Source organism: Mesorhizobium sp. B2-2-3, from assembly GCF_006442405.1.
In the GTDB taxonomy this organism is placed as follows: Bacteria; Pseudomonadota; Alphaproteobacteria; order Rhizobiales; family Rhizobiaceae; genus Mesorhizobium.
In genome coordinates this window covers 43,786-58,256 of sequence record NZ_VFWC01000018.1, presented here as the reverse complement: position 1 = coordinate 58,256, position 14,471 = coordinate 43,786, and the positions used below count along the sequence as shown (strand labels likewise).

At 63.7% G+C, this 14,471-nt stretch carries 15 protein-coding genes; 1 reads left to right on the top strand and 14 read right to left on the bottom strand.

What is annotated here, in order from left to right:
* Window positions 1-7: 7 nt before the first annotated feature.
* The 11 genes from FJ951_RS25990 to FJ951_RS25940 all read right to left on the bottom strand — a co-directional run bounded on the left by FJ951_RS25990 (window position 8) and on the right by FJ951_RS25940 (window position 10,581).
* Window positions 8-682 carry a response regulator transcription factor gene (locus FJ951_RS25990; protein WP_181165141.1) on the bottom strand — a complete coding sequence of 225 codons (675 nt, stop codon included), beginning with the start codon at window positions 680-682 and terminating at the stop codon, window positions 8-10.
* A 342-nt stretch (window positions 683-1,024) separates the two neighbouring features.
* Entirely contained in the window at window positions 1,025-2,569 is a 1,545-nt protein-coding gene (locus FJ951_RS25985) for a Do family serine endopeptidase (protein ID WP_140517974.1), read from the bottom strand.
* A gap of 135 nt (window positions 2,570-2,704) precedes the next feature.
* Window positions 2,705-3,172 (bottom strand): cytochrome c-type biogenesis protein, encoded by a 468-nt coding sequence (locus FJ951_RS25980; protein ID WP_140517973.1) that lies wholly within the window; start codon window positions 3,170-3,172, stop codon window positions 2,705-2,707.
* Complete coding sequence (locus FJ951_RS25975) at window positions 3,169-5,160, bottom strand: heme lyase CcmF/NrfE family subunit (protein WP_140494690.1); 1,992 nt, start codon at window positions 5,158-5,160, stop codon at window positions 3,169-3,171. Before FJ951_RS25975 ends, FJ951_RS25980 begins: the two co-directional genes overlap by 4 nt.
* Before the next feature lie 29 nt (window positions 5,161-5,189).
* A complete protein-coding gene (ccmE, locus tag FJ951_RS25970) occupies window positions 5,190-5,633 on the bottom strand; it encodes a cytochrome c maturation protein CcmE (protein WP_140494692.1) in 444 nt (147 codons plus the stop codon).
* Window positions 5,634-5,647: 14 nt separating this feature from the next.
* Window positions 5,648-6,802 (bottom strand): c-type cytochrome biogenesis protein CcmI, encoded by a 1,155-nt coding sequence (ccmI, locus tag FJ951_RS25965; protein WP_140494694.1) that lies wholly within the window; start codon window positions 6,800-6,802, stop codon window positions 5,648-5,650.
* Window positions 6,803-6,929: 127 nt separating this feature from the next.
* Window positions 6,930-7,367: a hypothetical protein gene (locus FJ951_RS25960; protein WP_140517972.1), complete on the bottom strand. Its 438-nt coding sequence runs from the start codon at window positions 7,365-7,367 to the stop codon at window positions 6,930-6,932.
* 187 nt (window positions 7,368-7,554) lie between these two features.
* Complete coding sequence (locus FJ951_RS25955; RefSeq protein ID WP_281405113.1) at window positions 7,555-8,943, bottom strand: ATP-binding protein; 1,389 nt, start codon at window positions 8,941-8,943, stop codon at window positions 7,555-7,557.
* A 28-nt stretch (window positions 8,944-8,971) separates the two neighbouring features.
* A complete protein-coding gene (locus FJ951_RS25950) occupies window positions 8,972-9,637 on the bottom strand; it encodes a response regulator transcription factor (RefSeq protein WP_140494700.1) in 666 nt (221 codons plus the stop codon).
* Between the two features lie 72 nt (window positions 9,638-9,709).
* A complete protein-coding gene (locus FJ951_RS25945; RefSeq protein WP_140494702.1) occupies window positions 9,710-10,000 on the bottom strand; it encodes a hypothetical protein in 291 nt (96 codons plus the stop codon).
* 173 nt (window positions 10,001-10,173) lie between these two features.
* Complete coding sequence (locus FJ951_RS25940) at window positions 10,174-10,581, bottom strand: DUF3168 domain-containing protein (RefSeq protein WP_140494704.1); 408 nt, start codon at window positions 10,579-10,581, stop codon at window positions 10,174-10,176.
* 256 nt (window positions 10,582-10,837) lie between these two features.
* Here FJ951_RS25940 and FJ951_RS25935 point away from each other — a divergent pair, with 256 nt between their 5' ends.
* Window positions 10,838-11,626 carry a fumarylacetoacetate hydrolase family protein gene (locus tag FJ951_RS25935; protein WP_140517970.1) on the top strand — a complete coding sequence of 263 codons (789 nt, stop codon included), beginning with the start codon at window positions 10,838-10,840 and terminating at the stop codon, window positions 11,624-11,626.
* Between the two features lie 45 nt (window positions 11,627-11,671).
* Here FJ951_RS25935 and FJ951_RS25930 read toward each other — a convergent pair whose 3' ends face one another.
* From FJ951_RS25930 to FJ951_RS25920, 3 genes are read right to left on the bottom strand one after another with little or no spacing between them, the layout of a single operon-like run.
* Entirely contained in the window at window positions 11,672-12,478 is an 807-nt protein-coding gene (locus tag FJ951_RS25930; protein ID WP_140517969.1) for an ABC transporter permease, read from the bottom strand.
* A 3-nt stretch (window positions 12,479-12,481) separates the two neighbouring features.
* Window positions 12,482-13,315 carry an ABC transporter permease gene (locus tag FJ951_RS25925; RefSeq protein WP_140517968.1) on the bottom strand — a complete coding sequence of 278 codons (834 nt, stop codon included), beginning with the start codon at window positions 13,313-13,315 and terminating at the stop codon, window positions 12,482-12,484.
* A gap of 16 nt (window positions 13,316-13,331) precedes the next feature.
* Window positions 13,332-14,444: an ABC transporter substrate-binding protein gene (locus tag FJ951_RS25920; RefSeq protein WP_140517967.1), complete on the bottom strand. Its 1,113-nt coding sequence runs from the start codon at window positions 14,442-14,444 to the stop codon at window positions 13,332-13,334.
* Between the last annotated feature and the right edge of the window lie 27 nt (window positions 14,445-14,471).

The following is a 14,471-nucleotide window of genomic DNA, read 5'->3' as shown; positions in this document are numbered from 1 at the left end:
CCGCCGCCTAACCGGCCCTAAGCATGTAACCGGCGCCGCGAATCGTATGCAGGATGGGCTTGTCGAAGCCTTTTTCGATCTTGCCGCGCAGTCGCGAGACATGGACGTCGATGACGTTGGTCTGCGGATCGAAATGATAATCCCAGACATTTTCGAGCAGCATGGTGCGCGTCACCACCTGACCGGCATGGCGCATCAGATATTCAAGCAGGCGGAACTCGCGTGGCTGCAGCGTGATCTCGCGTCCGGCGCGCCTGACCGAATGCGAAAGCCGGTCAAGTTCGAGATCGCCGACGCGGTAGACGGTTTCGGCTTCCTTGGCGCTGGCCCGGCGGTTCAGCACCTCGACGCGGGCGAGCAGCTCGGAAAAGGCATAGGGCTTGGTCAGATAATCGTCGCCGCCGGCGCGTAGGCCGGTGACCCGATCGTCGACCTCGCCCAGCGCCGACAGGATCAGTACCGGCGTGGCGTTCCCCCTGGAGCGCAGGCCGGCGATGACCGAAAGGCCGTCGCGGCGCGGCATCATCCGGTCGATGACCATCACGTCGTAGTCGCCGGCATCGGCGAGCGCGAAGCCGGTCTCGCCGTCACCCGCGACATGCGCGGTGTGCCCGGCCTCGGTAAAGGCTTTCTGCAGATAATCCGCAGCCTCGCGATCGTCTTCTATGACGAGAATCTTCATAGGACCGTTATACGCGATTTCGCTGGAAGATTGAGTAGCCGGCATCTGCATTTTAGCCTTCGCCAAAGCGCATCGCGATCAAGATGATCCAGGCCGCGCGCGATAAAGTCTTGGTTCTCTGGTGTTACTGTCCCAGCATGCTGCCGGCATGCCGTTGCCACCAAAGCGCTCCGCTTGTTCGCTCAGCCTGAGCGCATGGCCCGCGGGGTGAGTGCGGCAGCGGGCGATGGGAAGCCCGCTGCCGCCGGAGGGGAGCACGATGACTGACTAACGTGCTCGGCTCCATACTTCCCGTGCGGCGGCTCGGGGGTGTTTGAAACCGCCGCACTGGAAAAGTCGTTGTCAGCCCTTGGCGACGGGCAGCGCCACGAAGCGGTTGTTGTCGTCGCGGGTAATCTGCATCAGGACGGCCTTGCGCCCGGATTTCACCGCTTCGTCCATGGCCTTGGTGACGTCGTCGGTGCCGTTGACTTCCATCGAATTGACCGCGGTGATGATGTCGCCCGGCTGGATGCCACGGTCGGCGGCATCGCTGTCGGGATCGACATCGGTCACCACCAAACCCTTGCCGTTCTCGGATTTGGTGACGGTCAGACCGAGATCGGCGAGCGTATCGGCCTTAGCCGGAGCCGCAGGCTTGTCGTCGGCCGAGGCCTGCTTGTCGCTTGAAGGCAGCTTGCCGAGCTCCACCTTGACGCTCTGGCTCTTGCCGTCGCGCCAGACCGTGACGTCAACCGACTTGCCCGGCGAATAGGCGCCAATCAGGCGGGCGAGCTCCTTCGGCGAAGCAACATCCTTGCCGTCGACCTGGGTGATCACGTCACCGGCGGTGATGCCGCTCTTCTTGCCGGGGCCGTCGTCCTGTGCGCTGGATACCAGTGCGCCGTTGTTGGACTTCAGGCCGAGCGATTCGGCGATATCTGATGTGACCGGCTGGATCTCGACGCCGAGCCAGCCGCGCTGCACGGCACCGCTCTTCATCAGATCCTCGACGACCTGCTTGGCGGTCGAGGCAGGAATGTCGAAGGCGATGCCGACGCTGCCGCCGGAAGGCGAGAAGATAGCGGTGTTGATGCCGACCACCTGACCGCTGAGGTTGAAGGTCGGGCCGCCAGAATTGCCGCGGTTGACCGAGGCGTCGATCTGGATGAAATCATCATAGGGACCGGCGCCGATGTCACGGCCCCGCGCCGAGACAATGCCGGCGGTGACGGTGCCGCCGAGACCGAAGGGGTTGCCGACGGCCACGACCCAATCGCCGACCCGAACCTTGGAGTCGTCGGCGAAGTCGACATAGGTAAATTTGCCGCCACCCTCGACCTTGAGCACCGCGAGGTCGGTGCGCGGGTCGGTACCGACCAGCTTGGCGTCGAGTTCCTTGCCGTCATTGGTCACCACGGTGAAGGCGGTGCCCTCTTCGACGACATGGTTGTTGGTGACGAGATAGCCGTCCTCGGAGATGAAGAAGCCCGACCCTTGAGCCACCGGGCGCGGCTCGCCATTACCGCGGTCACGATGCCCGAACCGGCGGTGGCCATCGTCGTTCTGGCCGCCCTGATCGCCAAAGCCGCGGAATTCCTTGAAGAAGCGGCGCAGCTGCGGATTGTTGGGCAAATTGTCGAAACCGTCCTGGCCGTCGGAGCCGTCATCGGCGGTGGGCTGGACCTTGGCCTTGACCTTGACGCTGACCACGGCGGGCGAAACGCGCTCGACGACATCGGCGAAGCTGGGGACCTGCGGCGCCTCGACGCGCACGGCATCGGCCAGAACGGGGCTGGTTCCGCTGGTCAACGCACCAACGCCGATCGCGCCGGCAACGGCGACGGAAGCGACGGCAGCCAGGAGACGCTTGCGGGTGCGGGAATATGAATTGGGAGCAATATTCATGGGGTCTCGTATCCTCTTTTCGAAGGGACGCGCCTTGTCGGCATCCTGAGGAAGAGAATTAGAGCGGCGTACATTACGACGCCATTTCCGACGCATGAAACTTTGGTAATGTTGGCGAACGATCGCCGCCTGCGCTCAATCGCGGCGCAGGATCGCCTCCAGTGCCGCCCGCTCGTCGGCGGAGAGGGATTTTGTCGCCAGTGTCCGACGCGATCTCGCGCTGATCACGACGAACAGGCCGCCGGCCAAAAGCAGGATCACCGGCGTGCCCCAAAGCAAAGCGTTGCGCAGGTCGAAGCGCGGCTTCAGCAGCACGAACTCGCCGTAGCGCGAAACCACATAGTCCATCACCTGCTTGTCGGTATCGCCAGCGACCAGGCGCTGGCGCACCAGAACGCGCAGGTCACGGGCAAGGTCGGCATCGGATTCGTCGATCGACTGGTTCTGGCAGACCATGCAGCGCAGCCCTTCCGACAGCGCTCGCGCCCTCGCTTCCAGCGTCGGATCGGCAAGCATCTCGTCGGGCTTCACCGCCAGCGCCGTGCCGGCAAAGGACAGCGCCAGCACCATCACGAGCGACGCGATGGACAACTTCGCCTTCATGGCAGGCCCGCGGGGCTCATGGCGCCGGCCTGCTTGCGGCGGCGCGAGGGTGCGCCGACGCGCAGGCGCCTGTCCATCAGCGACATGGCCGCACCAACCATCATGACCAGGCCGCCGCCCCAGATCAGCGTCACCAGCGGTTTCCACCACAGGCGCACCACGACCGATCCGTCATTGCCCTCGTCGCCGAGCGAAATGTAAAGCTGCGAAAGGCCCATCGTCCTGATGCCTGATTCCGTCGTCGTCGTCTGGCGTACCGGATAGAAGCGCTTGGCCGAGCTGATTTCGCCAACCGGACTGCCGCCGACGCCGATCAGTTGGAAGCGACCGCGATCCTCGCTGTAATTCGGTCCCTGCGCCGGATGGAGCCCGACGAAACGCAGAGTGTGGCCGGACAATTCGACGGTTTGCCCGGCATGCATCGACAGGATCTTCTCGGTGCCGAAGCAAAGCGTGCCGACGATGCCAAGCGTGGTCAGGCCAAGACCGAGGTGGGCAAGCGCTGTGCCGAAGACCGAGCGCGGCAGGCCGAGCAGGCGCCTGACCATGACCCTCGCAGCCACATTGCCGAACCCCGCCTTGACAGCGAGGTCGGTGAGAGCGCCGAGGATCAGCCAGACGGCAAGACCCACGCCAAGGGCTGCGAATACCGAAGCGCCGTTGATGAACAGGGCGGTGACCAGCGTTGCCAGAAGCGCCGCCGCGAAAGCTGCCATCAGGCGCTGCGCGACGGCGAAGACGTCGCCGCGCTTCCAGGCCAGCAGCGGCCCGAACGGAACCATGGCCAGCAACGGCACCATGAGCGGTCCGAAGGTGAGGTCGAAGAACGGCGCGCCGACCGAAATCTTGTCGGCCGAAAGGGCCTCGACGGCCAACGGATAGAGCGTACCGACGAGTACGGTGGCGGTGGCCGTGGTCAGGAACAAATTATTCAGCACCAGCGCGCCTTCGCGCGAAACCGGATGAAAGAGGCCGCCGGCCGTCAGCCTCGAGGCACGCAGTGCAAACAGCGTCAATGATCCACCGATGAACAACGTCAGTATGCACAGGATGAAGATGCCGCGCGTCGGATCGGTGGCGAAGGCATGCACCGAGGTCAGGACGCCCGAACGCACCAGGAAGGTGCCGAGCAACGACAGTGAAAAGGTCAGGATGGCGAGCAGCAGCGTCCAGATCTTCAGTGCCGAACGCTTTTCCATGACGATGGCCGAATGGAGCAGCGCGGTGCCCGCCAGCCACGGCATGAAGGAGGCGTTCTCGACCGGATCCCAGAACCAGAAGCCGCCCCAGCCGAGCTCGTAATAAGCCCAGTACGAGCCCATGGCGATGCCGCCGGTCAGGAACATCCAGGCCACCAGGGTCCACGGCCGTACCCATCGCGCCCAGGACGCATCGATGCGTCCGTCGATGAGCGCGGCTACCGAGAACGAGAAACAGATCGAAAAGCCGACATAGCCGAGATAGAGCAGTGGCGGGTGCACTGCGAGGCCGAGATCCTGCAGGATGGGATTGAGATCGCGCCCTTCGATGGGCGCCGGCGAAAGCCTGGCGAAGGGATTGGACGTTGCCAGGATAAACAGGAAGAATGTCGCGCCGATCGCACCCTGCACGGCAAGCACGTTGGCGCGTAGCGTCGCCGGCAGGTTGGAGCCGAAGGCGGCGACCAGCGCACCGAAGAAGGTCAGGATCAACACCCAGAGCAGCATCGAGCCTTCGTGATTGCCCCAGGTTCCAGTGATCTTATAGATCATCGGCTGCAGCGAATGGGAATTTTCCCAGACGCTGGCGACCGAGAAATCGGAGCTCGCATAGGCGCTGACCAGTGCGGCGAAGGACAGCGCCGTCAGGGCAAAGCCGGTGATCGCGACGGGAGCGCCGACCGCCATCAGGCGCTGATTGTTGGTGCGGGCGCCAAACAGCGGCACCACCGTCTGCACCAGCGCCAGCGCGAAGGCCAGGACCAGCGCGAAATGTCCGGTCTCAACCATGATCGCCAACCCGGCTATATCGAGCCTGCCTATTCACTCTTGCTCTCCTGCCAAACGCCCTTGGCCTTCAGCCCATCGGCCACTTCCTTGGGCATGTAGCGCTCGTCGTGCTTGGCCAGAACGCTGTCGGCCACAAAAACGCCATCCGGGCCGAACGTGCCCTCGGTGATGACCCCCTGCTCCTCGCGAAATAGGTCAGGCAGGATGCCTGTATAGGTGACCTTGACCGATTTATGGGTGTCGGTCACCGAAAACGCCACTGTCGCCCCCTGCCCGCGCTGGATCGTGCCTTTTTCCACCAGGCCGCCCAGCCTGATGCGCTGGCCCGGCTGCACCGTCGCCGTGGCCAGATCGGCGGGCATGTAGAAATAGGACGCCTTCTGGCCGAGCGCGTAGAATGTCAGGCCGGTGGCGGCGCCGAGGAAGGCCAGGCCGCCCGCGATCACCGACAATCGTTTCTGTTTGCGCGTCATTGTCCGGTCCAGCCCTATTGCGTCGCCGTCAGGCCGAGCGAAGCGGCAAAAGCGGTGAATTTCCTGGCTTCGTCACTGTCGGCTCCAAAGACGGCAATAGCTCGGCTCAACGCCTCGCGCGCCTGGTCGGCCTTGCCCAGCACGATGTATGAACGAACGAGCCGCATCCATCCTTCCGGGTCGCGCGGATTCTGCCGCAGCTTCTCGTCGAGCCCGGCGACCATGGTGTTGATCATGGCTTCCCTGTCCTGCGGCGACATCGATGAAGCGGCATCGATATCGCCCGCGGTCGGTCCGTTTGCCGGCTCGCTCGAAGCGACGCCTGCATTGTCGGCGCCGGAACTACCGGACTTAGCCAGCGCCTGCTCGATCGCGCCGCGCCATGGCGAATCCTTCGGCAGTGTGCCCAGCATCGCCTGCCAGGCCGCGGCCGCCTCCTTGCTGCGACCCTCCTGGGCCAAGGCCATGGCAAGGTAGAAGCTGGCCTTGGCATTGGCCGGGTCAAGCTTCAGGGCCGCTTCGAAAGCCTCCTGGGCATCCGCCGAAACGATGCCGCCGGCGGCGCTGGCAATCGCCTCGCCGAGACCGGCCCGGCGAACGGCGCTGTCGCCGTCGAGGCGAATGGCGTTGCGATAGGCGGCGACCGCGTCGGAAAAGCGCTGCATGCGCAGATAGACCGGCGCCAGCACGTCCCATCCCCTGCCGTCGGACGGATTGGCGGCAAGATGGGCTTCGGCGCGAGCCACAAGTTCGTCGACCGAGCTGTCGGCCGGATTCTTGGCCAGGCGCTCGCTGAGCGGCTGCGAGGGCAGATCGGGCGAGCCTATGTTGATGTAGAGGCCCCAACTGACCAGCGGCACCGCCAGCACGGCCGCGGTGGCGACAAGCCGCGTCGCGACGGATGTGCGTCCGACGGATGCGCTGCCGGCCTGGTCCGCATTGTCGAGGCGAAGGATGCGCCGGGCGATCTCGGCGCGCGCCTCATCGGCTTCGGCAGGCTTGATCAGGCCACGGGCGGCGTCGCGGTCGAGTTCGGACAGTTGATCGCGATAAACTTCCAGATCGTGCTCGCCGCTCGAAGACGCGCTTCTGGCGCCACCGGCCAGCGGCAGCAGCACCGCCAGGCTGGCGCCCAGCGTTAGGATTGCGGCTATGACCCAGAACAGCATGGTTCTTCCAATAACGTCAGAGCCTTGCCCTGCCAACACAAGCATACTGCGACGCTTTGACGGCGGGCGCGCCGCATATCCTTCATCGACATCAACCGGCCGGGTCCGAAATGGACCGGCTAGCCTGTCAGGTGAGCGGCGTCCAACTGCCATCGGCGTTGCGGCAAGCCGTTCCACGCGCCGTGACCCCTGCCCCGCCGGTAAAGACGGTCTGCGTGTACTGGCGGCAGTCCTGTGAGCCGACGCGGTAGGGCTGAGCCGGAACCACTTCGCCATAACGAGACGCCTGGGTGCCCTTCCACGTCACCTTCTGGCCGCTCGTGGTGTATTCGAGCGCCTTGTATTCAGCCTCGAGCGCGCTGCGCTTTTCGGCGTCGCTAAGCCCGCTGCCGATCGACCCGCCGATGAGGCCGCCGCCCATCGCAGAGATAATCGTCGTGGCGACTTTGCCGCCGCCGGATGGCGTCGAGGCCGGCGTCGCAGCGATGGTGGGAGCCTTGCCGCCCAAGGTGGTGCAGCCAGAAACGGCCATCAATGCGGAAACAAGCGCGACGCGAATCTTCATGCCAACAACCGGTTTTCTTGAGCTAGAGCCTGTCATGGATGAGCCGGGGGCCGCGTCATCGGAGAAGTCGGCGAGCCTATAATGTTGATATTTGTCGGAAATTTGGCCGTTGGGCCCGCTACGGAGCCAATCGGTGCGCCGCCATAACATGCCCAGCCCGTCAATGTCGATCGGCCGGGGAAAGGCATCACTGAAGGCTCCGCAATCGCACTACCGCCTTCAATCCGCCCATGCCGGACCGTTCGAGCAGCAGTATGCCTCCATACTCGTTGACGAGGTCGGCGACAATGGCCAAGCCGAGACCCGTGCCCGGCTTGGTCTCGTCCAGGCGTCGTCCGCGTTTCAACGCTTCGCGCGCTTTTTCCTCGGGTATGCCCGGTCCGTCGTCTTCGATGGCGATCTCGAACATGTTGTCGTCCTTGTCGCCCACGGGAACGACGGAAACCGAAACCGCGCTCTTCGCCCATTTCATCGCGTTTTCGAGCAGATTGCCGAGCAACTCCTCGAGGTCCTCGCGCTCGCCGGCAAAGACGATCTCGATCGGCGGCAGCGACAACGACAGGTTGGTCCGCGGATTGAGCTTCTGCAAGACCCTGACCATGCGCTGCACCAACGGCGCTATCGGCGTGCGGTAGACGACGCTGTCGCGCTGCGCCGCGACGCGGGCGCGCTGGAGATAGTGATCGACCTGCTTCTGCATGGAAGCGGCCTGTTCGGCGATCAGTTGCCCCTTGGCGCCACCAAGCGCCCGCCCCTCGTTGAGCAGCACCGCCAGCGGCGTCTTCAGGGAATGGGCGAGATTGCCGACCTGAGTCCGCGAGCGCTCGACGATACGCCGGTTGTTCTCGATCAAGGCATTGGTTTCGTTGGCAAGCGGTTCAATCTCGGCTGGAAACTGGCCGTCAAGTCTTTGCGCGGTGCCTTCGCGCACCATGGCGAGCGCGTCCCTGACCCTTCGCAGCGGTTGCAGGCCGAGCAGGATGGCGATAGCGTTGATGGCGATCATGCCGACGCCGAACAGGGAAAGGTAGGTCAGGAGGCGGCGCTGGAAGGTGGCGATCTCCTGTTCCAGTTCGGTCTTGTTGCCCATGACGCGAAAGCGGGCGGCGCGGTTCTTGGCATCGAGAACGAATTCGCTCTCGAACACGACCAACTCCTCGCCATCGATGCCTTGCGCCGCGTAGCTGCGCTGGAAATTGGCGTTGAAGGGAACGTCCGCCACATCGGGCGACGGGATCGTCCTGGTCATCGACGATGAGTGGAGATTGCCGTGCACGCCTTCCGAAGCGGGTTCGACGGACCAGTACCAGCCCGAATTCGGTTCCGAGAAGCGGAGGTCGCCGAGATCCGGAGCGCCGGTGAGCGCGCCGGTATCGGAAATGCCGATGGAGCCGATCAGGTTGAACAGATGCGCAGAAAGCAGGCTGTCGAAACCGCGCTCGCTGGCCTGGCGGTACAGCGTGGTAATGAGGGTGAAAATGACGATGAGGGTCAGGATCGCCCAGACCGTGGAAAAGGCGATGACGCGGAACGTCAGCGAGCGCGGCCACAAGCGCAGCGAGAGCCGCTTGCTCACGGTTGGGTTGGTAGGGAGCGGTTCCGCCTTACGCCTCCGGCTCACGCATGCGATAACCCATGCCGCGCACGGTTTCGATCATGTCGATGCCCATTTTCTTGCGGAGCCGTCCGACAAACACCTCGATCGTGTTGGAATCGCGGTCGAAATCCTGGTCGTAGAGATGCTCTACCAGTTCGGTCCGCGAGACGACCTCGCCCATGTGATGCATCAGGTAGGCAAGCAGGCGGAACTCATGCGATGTCAGCTTCAACGGCACGCCGGCGACATCGGCCTTCGAGGCCTTGGTGTCGAGGCGTAGCGGCCCGCAGGTCAGTTCGGATGAGGCGTGGCCGGCGGCGCGGCGGATCAGCGCCCTGACCCGCGCCAGGACCTCCTCGATGTGGAACGGCTTGGTGACATAGTCGTCCGCGCCGGCGTCGATGCCGGAGACCTTGTCGCTCCAGCGGTCGCGGGCGGTCAGGATCAGCACCGGCATCTTGCGGCCGCCGCGCCGCCAGCGCTCGACCACGCTGATGCCGTCCATCTGCGGCAGGCCGATGTCGAGCACGACCGCGTCGTAGGGCTCGGTGTCACCGAGAAAATGGCCCTCCTCGCCGTCATATGCCCGGTCGACGACATAGCCGGCGTCGACCAGCGCATCCGATATCTGCCGGTTGAGATCCTTGTCATCCTCGACGACCAGTACGCGCATGCGAAGACCACTGCCTGTTGACCGATTGCTTCAGCTATAGGCCGATTCCGCCGGCCTGGGAAACGACGGGGGTCAGTTCTGCGGGACGACGATCTCGGAGCGGCGCGGACGCTGCCCGTTCTTGCCCGGAACGAGCACGACGATGACGCAGACCGGCTGCCCGCCTCGCGTCGACTGCGAGGCCTTGGCAAGCGTCCCGCCATTCTGCTCGGCCACCTGCTGGCCGATCGCGTAGCAGTCGGCCGCCGCCACGACAATCGATTCATCCTGCGCGGCTGCCGGCGCAACGCTTGCCGGCACCGCAAGCAGCCCGGCGCAGAGCGCCAGGGTCGCGGTTCGGAAATGGGAGCGAAGCGTTCTCATGGCCAGCGTTGTAACGCATCGGCGCTGAACGTGAAATGAACGGTGATCGCCGCTGAAACCATGCTCGCCACCCCTGCAATGCGAGACAAACAAATTGAGATTTCACCGCCCAACCCGATGAAACCCATGAAGTTCCAGTCTAGACTCCGTTTCGTTCATATTGAAAGCGCGCGTCAGGCGTTTTCCTGGGTCAGTGCCCGAAAACGCAGCAGGCCGTGATGGACAAGCAGTTCCTCGTCATACCGCGCCTCGCTGAATTCGAGCGACAGGCGTGTCTGGCCGCGAGCACCGACCTCCAGCACCGCGTCGGCAAGGCGCGCCTCGATGGCATCCATGATAGCCCGCGTTTCGGCTTCCCCATGGGCCTTCGACCAGACATGCAGCGTAATAAGTTGATCGTCGCGGTTCTCGGCGCCGGTATCCCAGTCAAAGGCGCAGGTCTGGCCGCATGTCACGTAGGGAAAGGCGACGTTGTCGGTTGGTTGTTCGCGCAGTCCGGCGCCGCCCAGCAGAGCCGACAGGGACGGATCGCTTTTTAGCCTCAGAAACAGTGCCTGTTGCAAATCGCCGGGCGCCGTCATCGTTTCTCCCTCACCCGGTGCGCCATCGACCCTGCTCGCCAGAAGCTCTTCCGCACTCCAGACGCTTTGCCATATATAGCCATTTACCGAACGAACACGATTGCCGATTCGTTGTCACGATGATGAATGTCGATGATCTCGAAAATACGACTTCCCGCCAATCTCGTCAGCGACGATGAATAGCGGGTACCCTTTGCGAACCGCAAGCATCAGCAACGCCCGGCAGCGCCGCATTTCCTAATTTCAGGAGCTGATCATGCTCGATCCAGAAAAGGCCAGGGCCGCGTCGCGCCTCCTGGTAGGCCATTGGGACAAGGGCACCCGCCTCGACGCCATACCCGAGGAATTGCGGCCGAAGACGCGGGCCGAAGGCTACGCCATCCAGTCGCACGTCATGGATCGCTCAGTGGCTCCGCTCTTCGGCTGGAAGATCGCGGCAACCAGCCTGGCCGGCCAGCGGCATATCAACGTCGACGGCCCGATGGCCGGGCGCCTCCTCGCCGAGAAGGCGGTCGAGGTCGGTGGCTCCGTTTCCCTGGCGACAAGCAAGATGCGTGTCGCCGAGATCGAATTCGCCTTCCGGTTCGGCCGTCAGTTGCCGCCTCGCCCGGCGCCTTATGAAATCGGTGATGTAGTGGACGCCGTGGCGAGTTTGCATCCGGCGATCGAAATACCGGACTCCCGCTATGACGATTTCTGCGCTGTCGGCGCGCCGCAGCTCATCGCCGACAATGCTTGTGCCAATCTGTTCGTCATCGGCGAGGCGGCGGAAGACGATTGGCGTGACGTAGATTTCGCGAAGCACCCGGTGGCCGCTTCTGTCTCTGGAAAGTCGCAGCATATCGGATCAGGAGCAGCCGTGTTGGGCGATCCGCGTGTTGCGCTGACCTGGATCGTCAACGAACTGTCGGGGCTGGGCATAACGCTCCAGCCGGGGCAAGTGGTGATAACCGGCACCTGCGTGACGCCGATAAATGTCGAGGCCGGCGACGAAGTCATCGGCGATTTGGGCAGGTTCGGCCGGGTCTCGGTGCGCTTCTGCTAGCAGTTTTACCCCTGTGACAATCCCCTGAGGCAGACAGGCCCCCGGTCATTGTCCTCCACGCAGCCGCACCACAACGCTGCGCACTGCAAGCACCAGCACGGTGATGACGATCAGGATCACTGAAAGTGCCGCGATCGCCGGGTCGATATTGTCGCGCAGACCCATCCACATCAACCTGGGCAGCGTGATGGCGTTGACCGAGGTGATGAACAGCGTGACGCCGATTTCCTCCCAGGAGAGCACGAAGGACAGCAGTGCCGCGGTGACGATGCCGAATTTGATGTTGGGCATGATGATGCGCGTGGCGCGCTCCCAAACGCTGGCGCCAAGGCCACGCGCTGCGAGGTCGATACGGCGGTCAAGCTGGCTGAGGGAGACCAGGATCAGCACCGTGGCGAAGGGCACCGTCATCACCGAATGCGCCATGGCCACACCCAGCCACGTGTCGTAGCCGAAAAAGGAACTGACGCCGGAGATCGAGGTGAGCAGGAAATAGAGCGTCACCGCCGAGACCACCGGCGGCACCACCATTGGCAACAGCACGAAGCCGACCAGAGCCGCGGTGAAGCGCGGCTGGAACATCCACACGCCAAGGCTGAAGCACAGTGCCAGCACCGTCGAGATGACACTGCTGACGATGCCGATCCTGATCGAGAGCAGGATGGACTGGAGCCAGCGCGGATCCTCGATTAGCGAGCGGTAGTGGCGCAGCGACAATTCGCCGGTCGGCATCGCCAGCATGCGGCTCGGCGTCAGCGACACCGGGATCACGGCCAGCAGCGGCAGGAGCAGGAACAGCGCCACCAGGACGGCGAGGGCAAGCGAGACGGGACCGGGGCGATAGGTCGGCATAGGCTACACCAATTGCTTCGGTCTGACGTAGCGGAAAAGCAGCGCCATCAGGATGCCGACGAACAACACCAGCACCACGCTGATGGCAGCACCCAGCCCCCAGTCCGGGCTCTGGAAGATGCGGAGATAGATCAGTTCGGCGATCATGACGCTGCGGCCACCGCCAAGGATCGCCGGCGTGACGAAGAAGCCGAGCGAGAAGACGAAGACGATCAGCGCGGAGCCGATGATGCCGGAGCGCGTCATCGGCACGAACACCGTCCAGAAGGTGCGCATGCGGCTGGAACCCAGCCCGCGCGCGGCGAGCAGCACACGCTCGTCGAGGCTGCGCATGGAAGACGCCAGCGGAAAGACGGCGAAAGGAATGAGGAAGTGCGTCATGCCGACGATGACGCCGAATTCGTTGCGCACCAGCGTCAGCGGTTCGCCAATGAAGCCGATCGACTGCAGCCAGGTGTTGATCAGGCCGCGGTTGGAGAGAAGCGCCACCCAGCCGAAGGCGCGCGTCAGCACCGATATCCAGAACGGCACCAGGATGCAGAATTCGGCCAGCACCCGCTGCGCCGGGCTGCCGCGCACCCAGACCACGGTGATGGCGTAGGCAGCGGCAACCGATACAACGGTGACGATCGCCGCGATGCGCAGCGTGCGGACGAACACCGACTGTACCAGCGGGTCGGTTATCAGCGCGCCGTACTGGCCAAGCCCCGGCGTCGGCAGCGTGAAGCTCCACTTCACCACGCCGAGGAACGGCCAGGCATAGGCGAGGCCAAGGAACAGGAGCAGCGGCGCCATCAGCAGCGCCGCGCCCATCCTATCCGAGAGAACGCCTCTCATGTCAGCCCAGCGCCGGTCAGGCGGAGATGATCTTGGTATATTCGTCCAGCGCCGCCCCGTAATTCTTGGCGTACCAGTCCATGTCGAGCGGGATCTGCTTCTTCATGTTCTCGGGATCGACCGGGTTGATGCGCTTCTTGTCGGCGGGAACCAGAGCGTCGGCAGCCGGGTTGGCCGGGCCCTGACCGAGCTTGTCGAACATGACAAGCTGCTTTGCAGGGTCCTGCGCGCTGGCGATGAACTTCATCGCCGCGTCCTTGCCGCCGGGGTTGTTCTTCAACACGGCCAGTGCGCCGGGCGAAATCAGGCCCTGGTCCCAGATGAACTTGATCTGACCGCCCGAATCCTGCTCGATCAGCGAGGCTCGCGTCGACCAGACGATCGCCATCGAGGCTTCGCCGTTGAGCAACACGCTCTGGCTTTCCGCGCCGCCGCCCCAATAGGCGACGACGTTCTCCTTGAACGCGGCGATCTTGTCATGCGCGCGCTTGAGGTCGAGCGGATAGAGCGACGCCGGCGCGATGCCGTCGGCGAGAAGAGCCGCCTCCCAGCTCGACACGCCCCATTTGTAGAGGGAGCGCTTGCCGGGGAATTTCTTCACGTCGAAGAAATCGGCCATGCCGGTCGGGGCATTGCTGCCGTATTTCTGCGAATCGTAGGCGATCACATAGGAGAAGAAATAGGTCGAGGCGGCGTAATCCCAGCCGAAGCCCGGCCGCATCTTCTTCTTGTCGACTATTGTGTAGTCGATCGGCTCGAGCATGCCTTGCGCGCCAAGCGTGATGGCCGAGAACGGGTCGACGTCGACAAGATCCCAGGTCGGCGCACCGCTTTTAAATTGTGCCGCGATGGCCCCTTCGGTCGGGCCGGAGCCATCCATCTTGACGGTGATGCCGGTGTCCTTGGTGAAAGCCTGGCCATAGGCGGCGTCGTAAGCCGTGATGGCGTCGCCGCCCCAGTTGACCAGCACCAGTTCCTTCGCGGCGGCGAAGGACTTGGTCGAGCGCAGCAGCAGCGGCGTGCCGGCAAGCACGAGGCCTGCAAGTTGCGTGAATTGCCGGCGCGAGATCTCACCGCGCCTTGTCCTTCCGGAGAGCGTTTCGATGGCCTGTTTCTTGGTATCGTTCATGTTAGTTCCCCTTTGTTTTCGTTGATC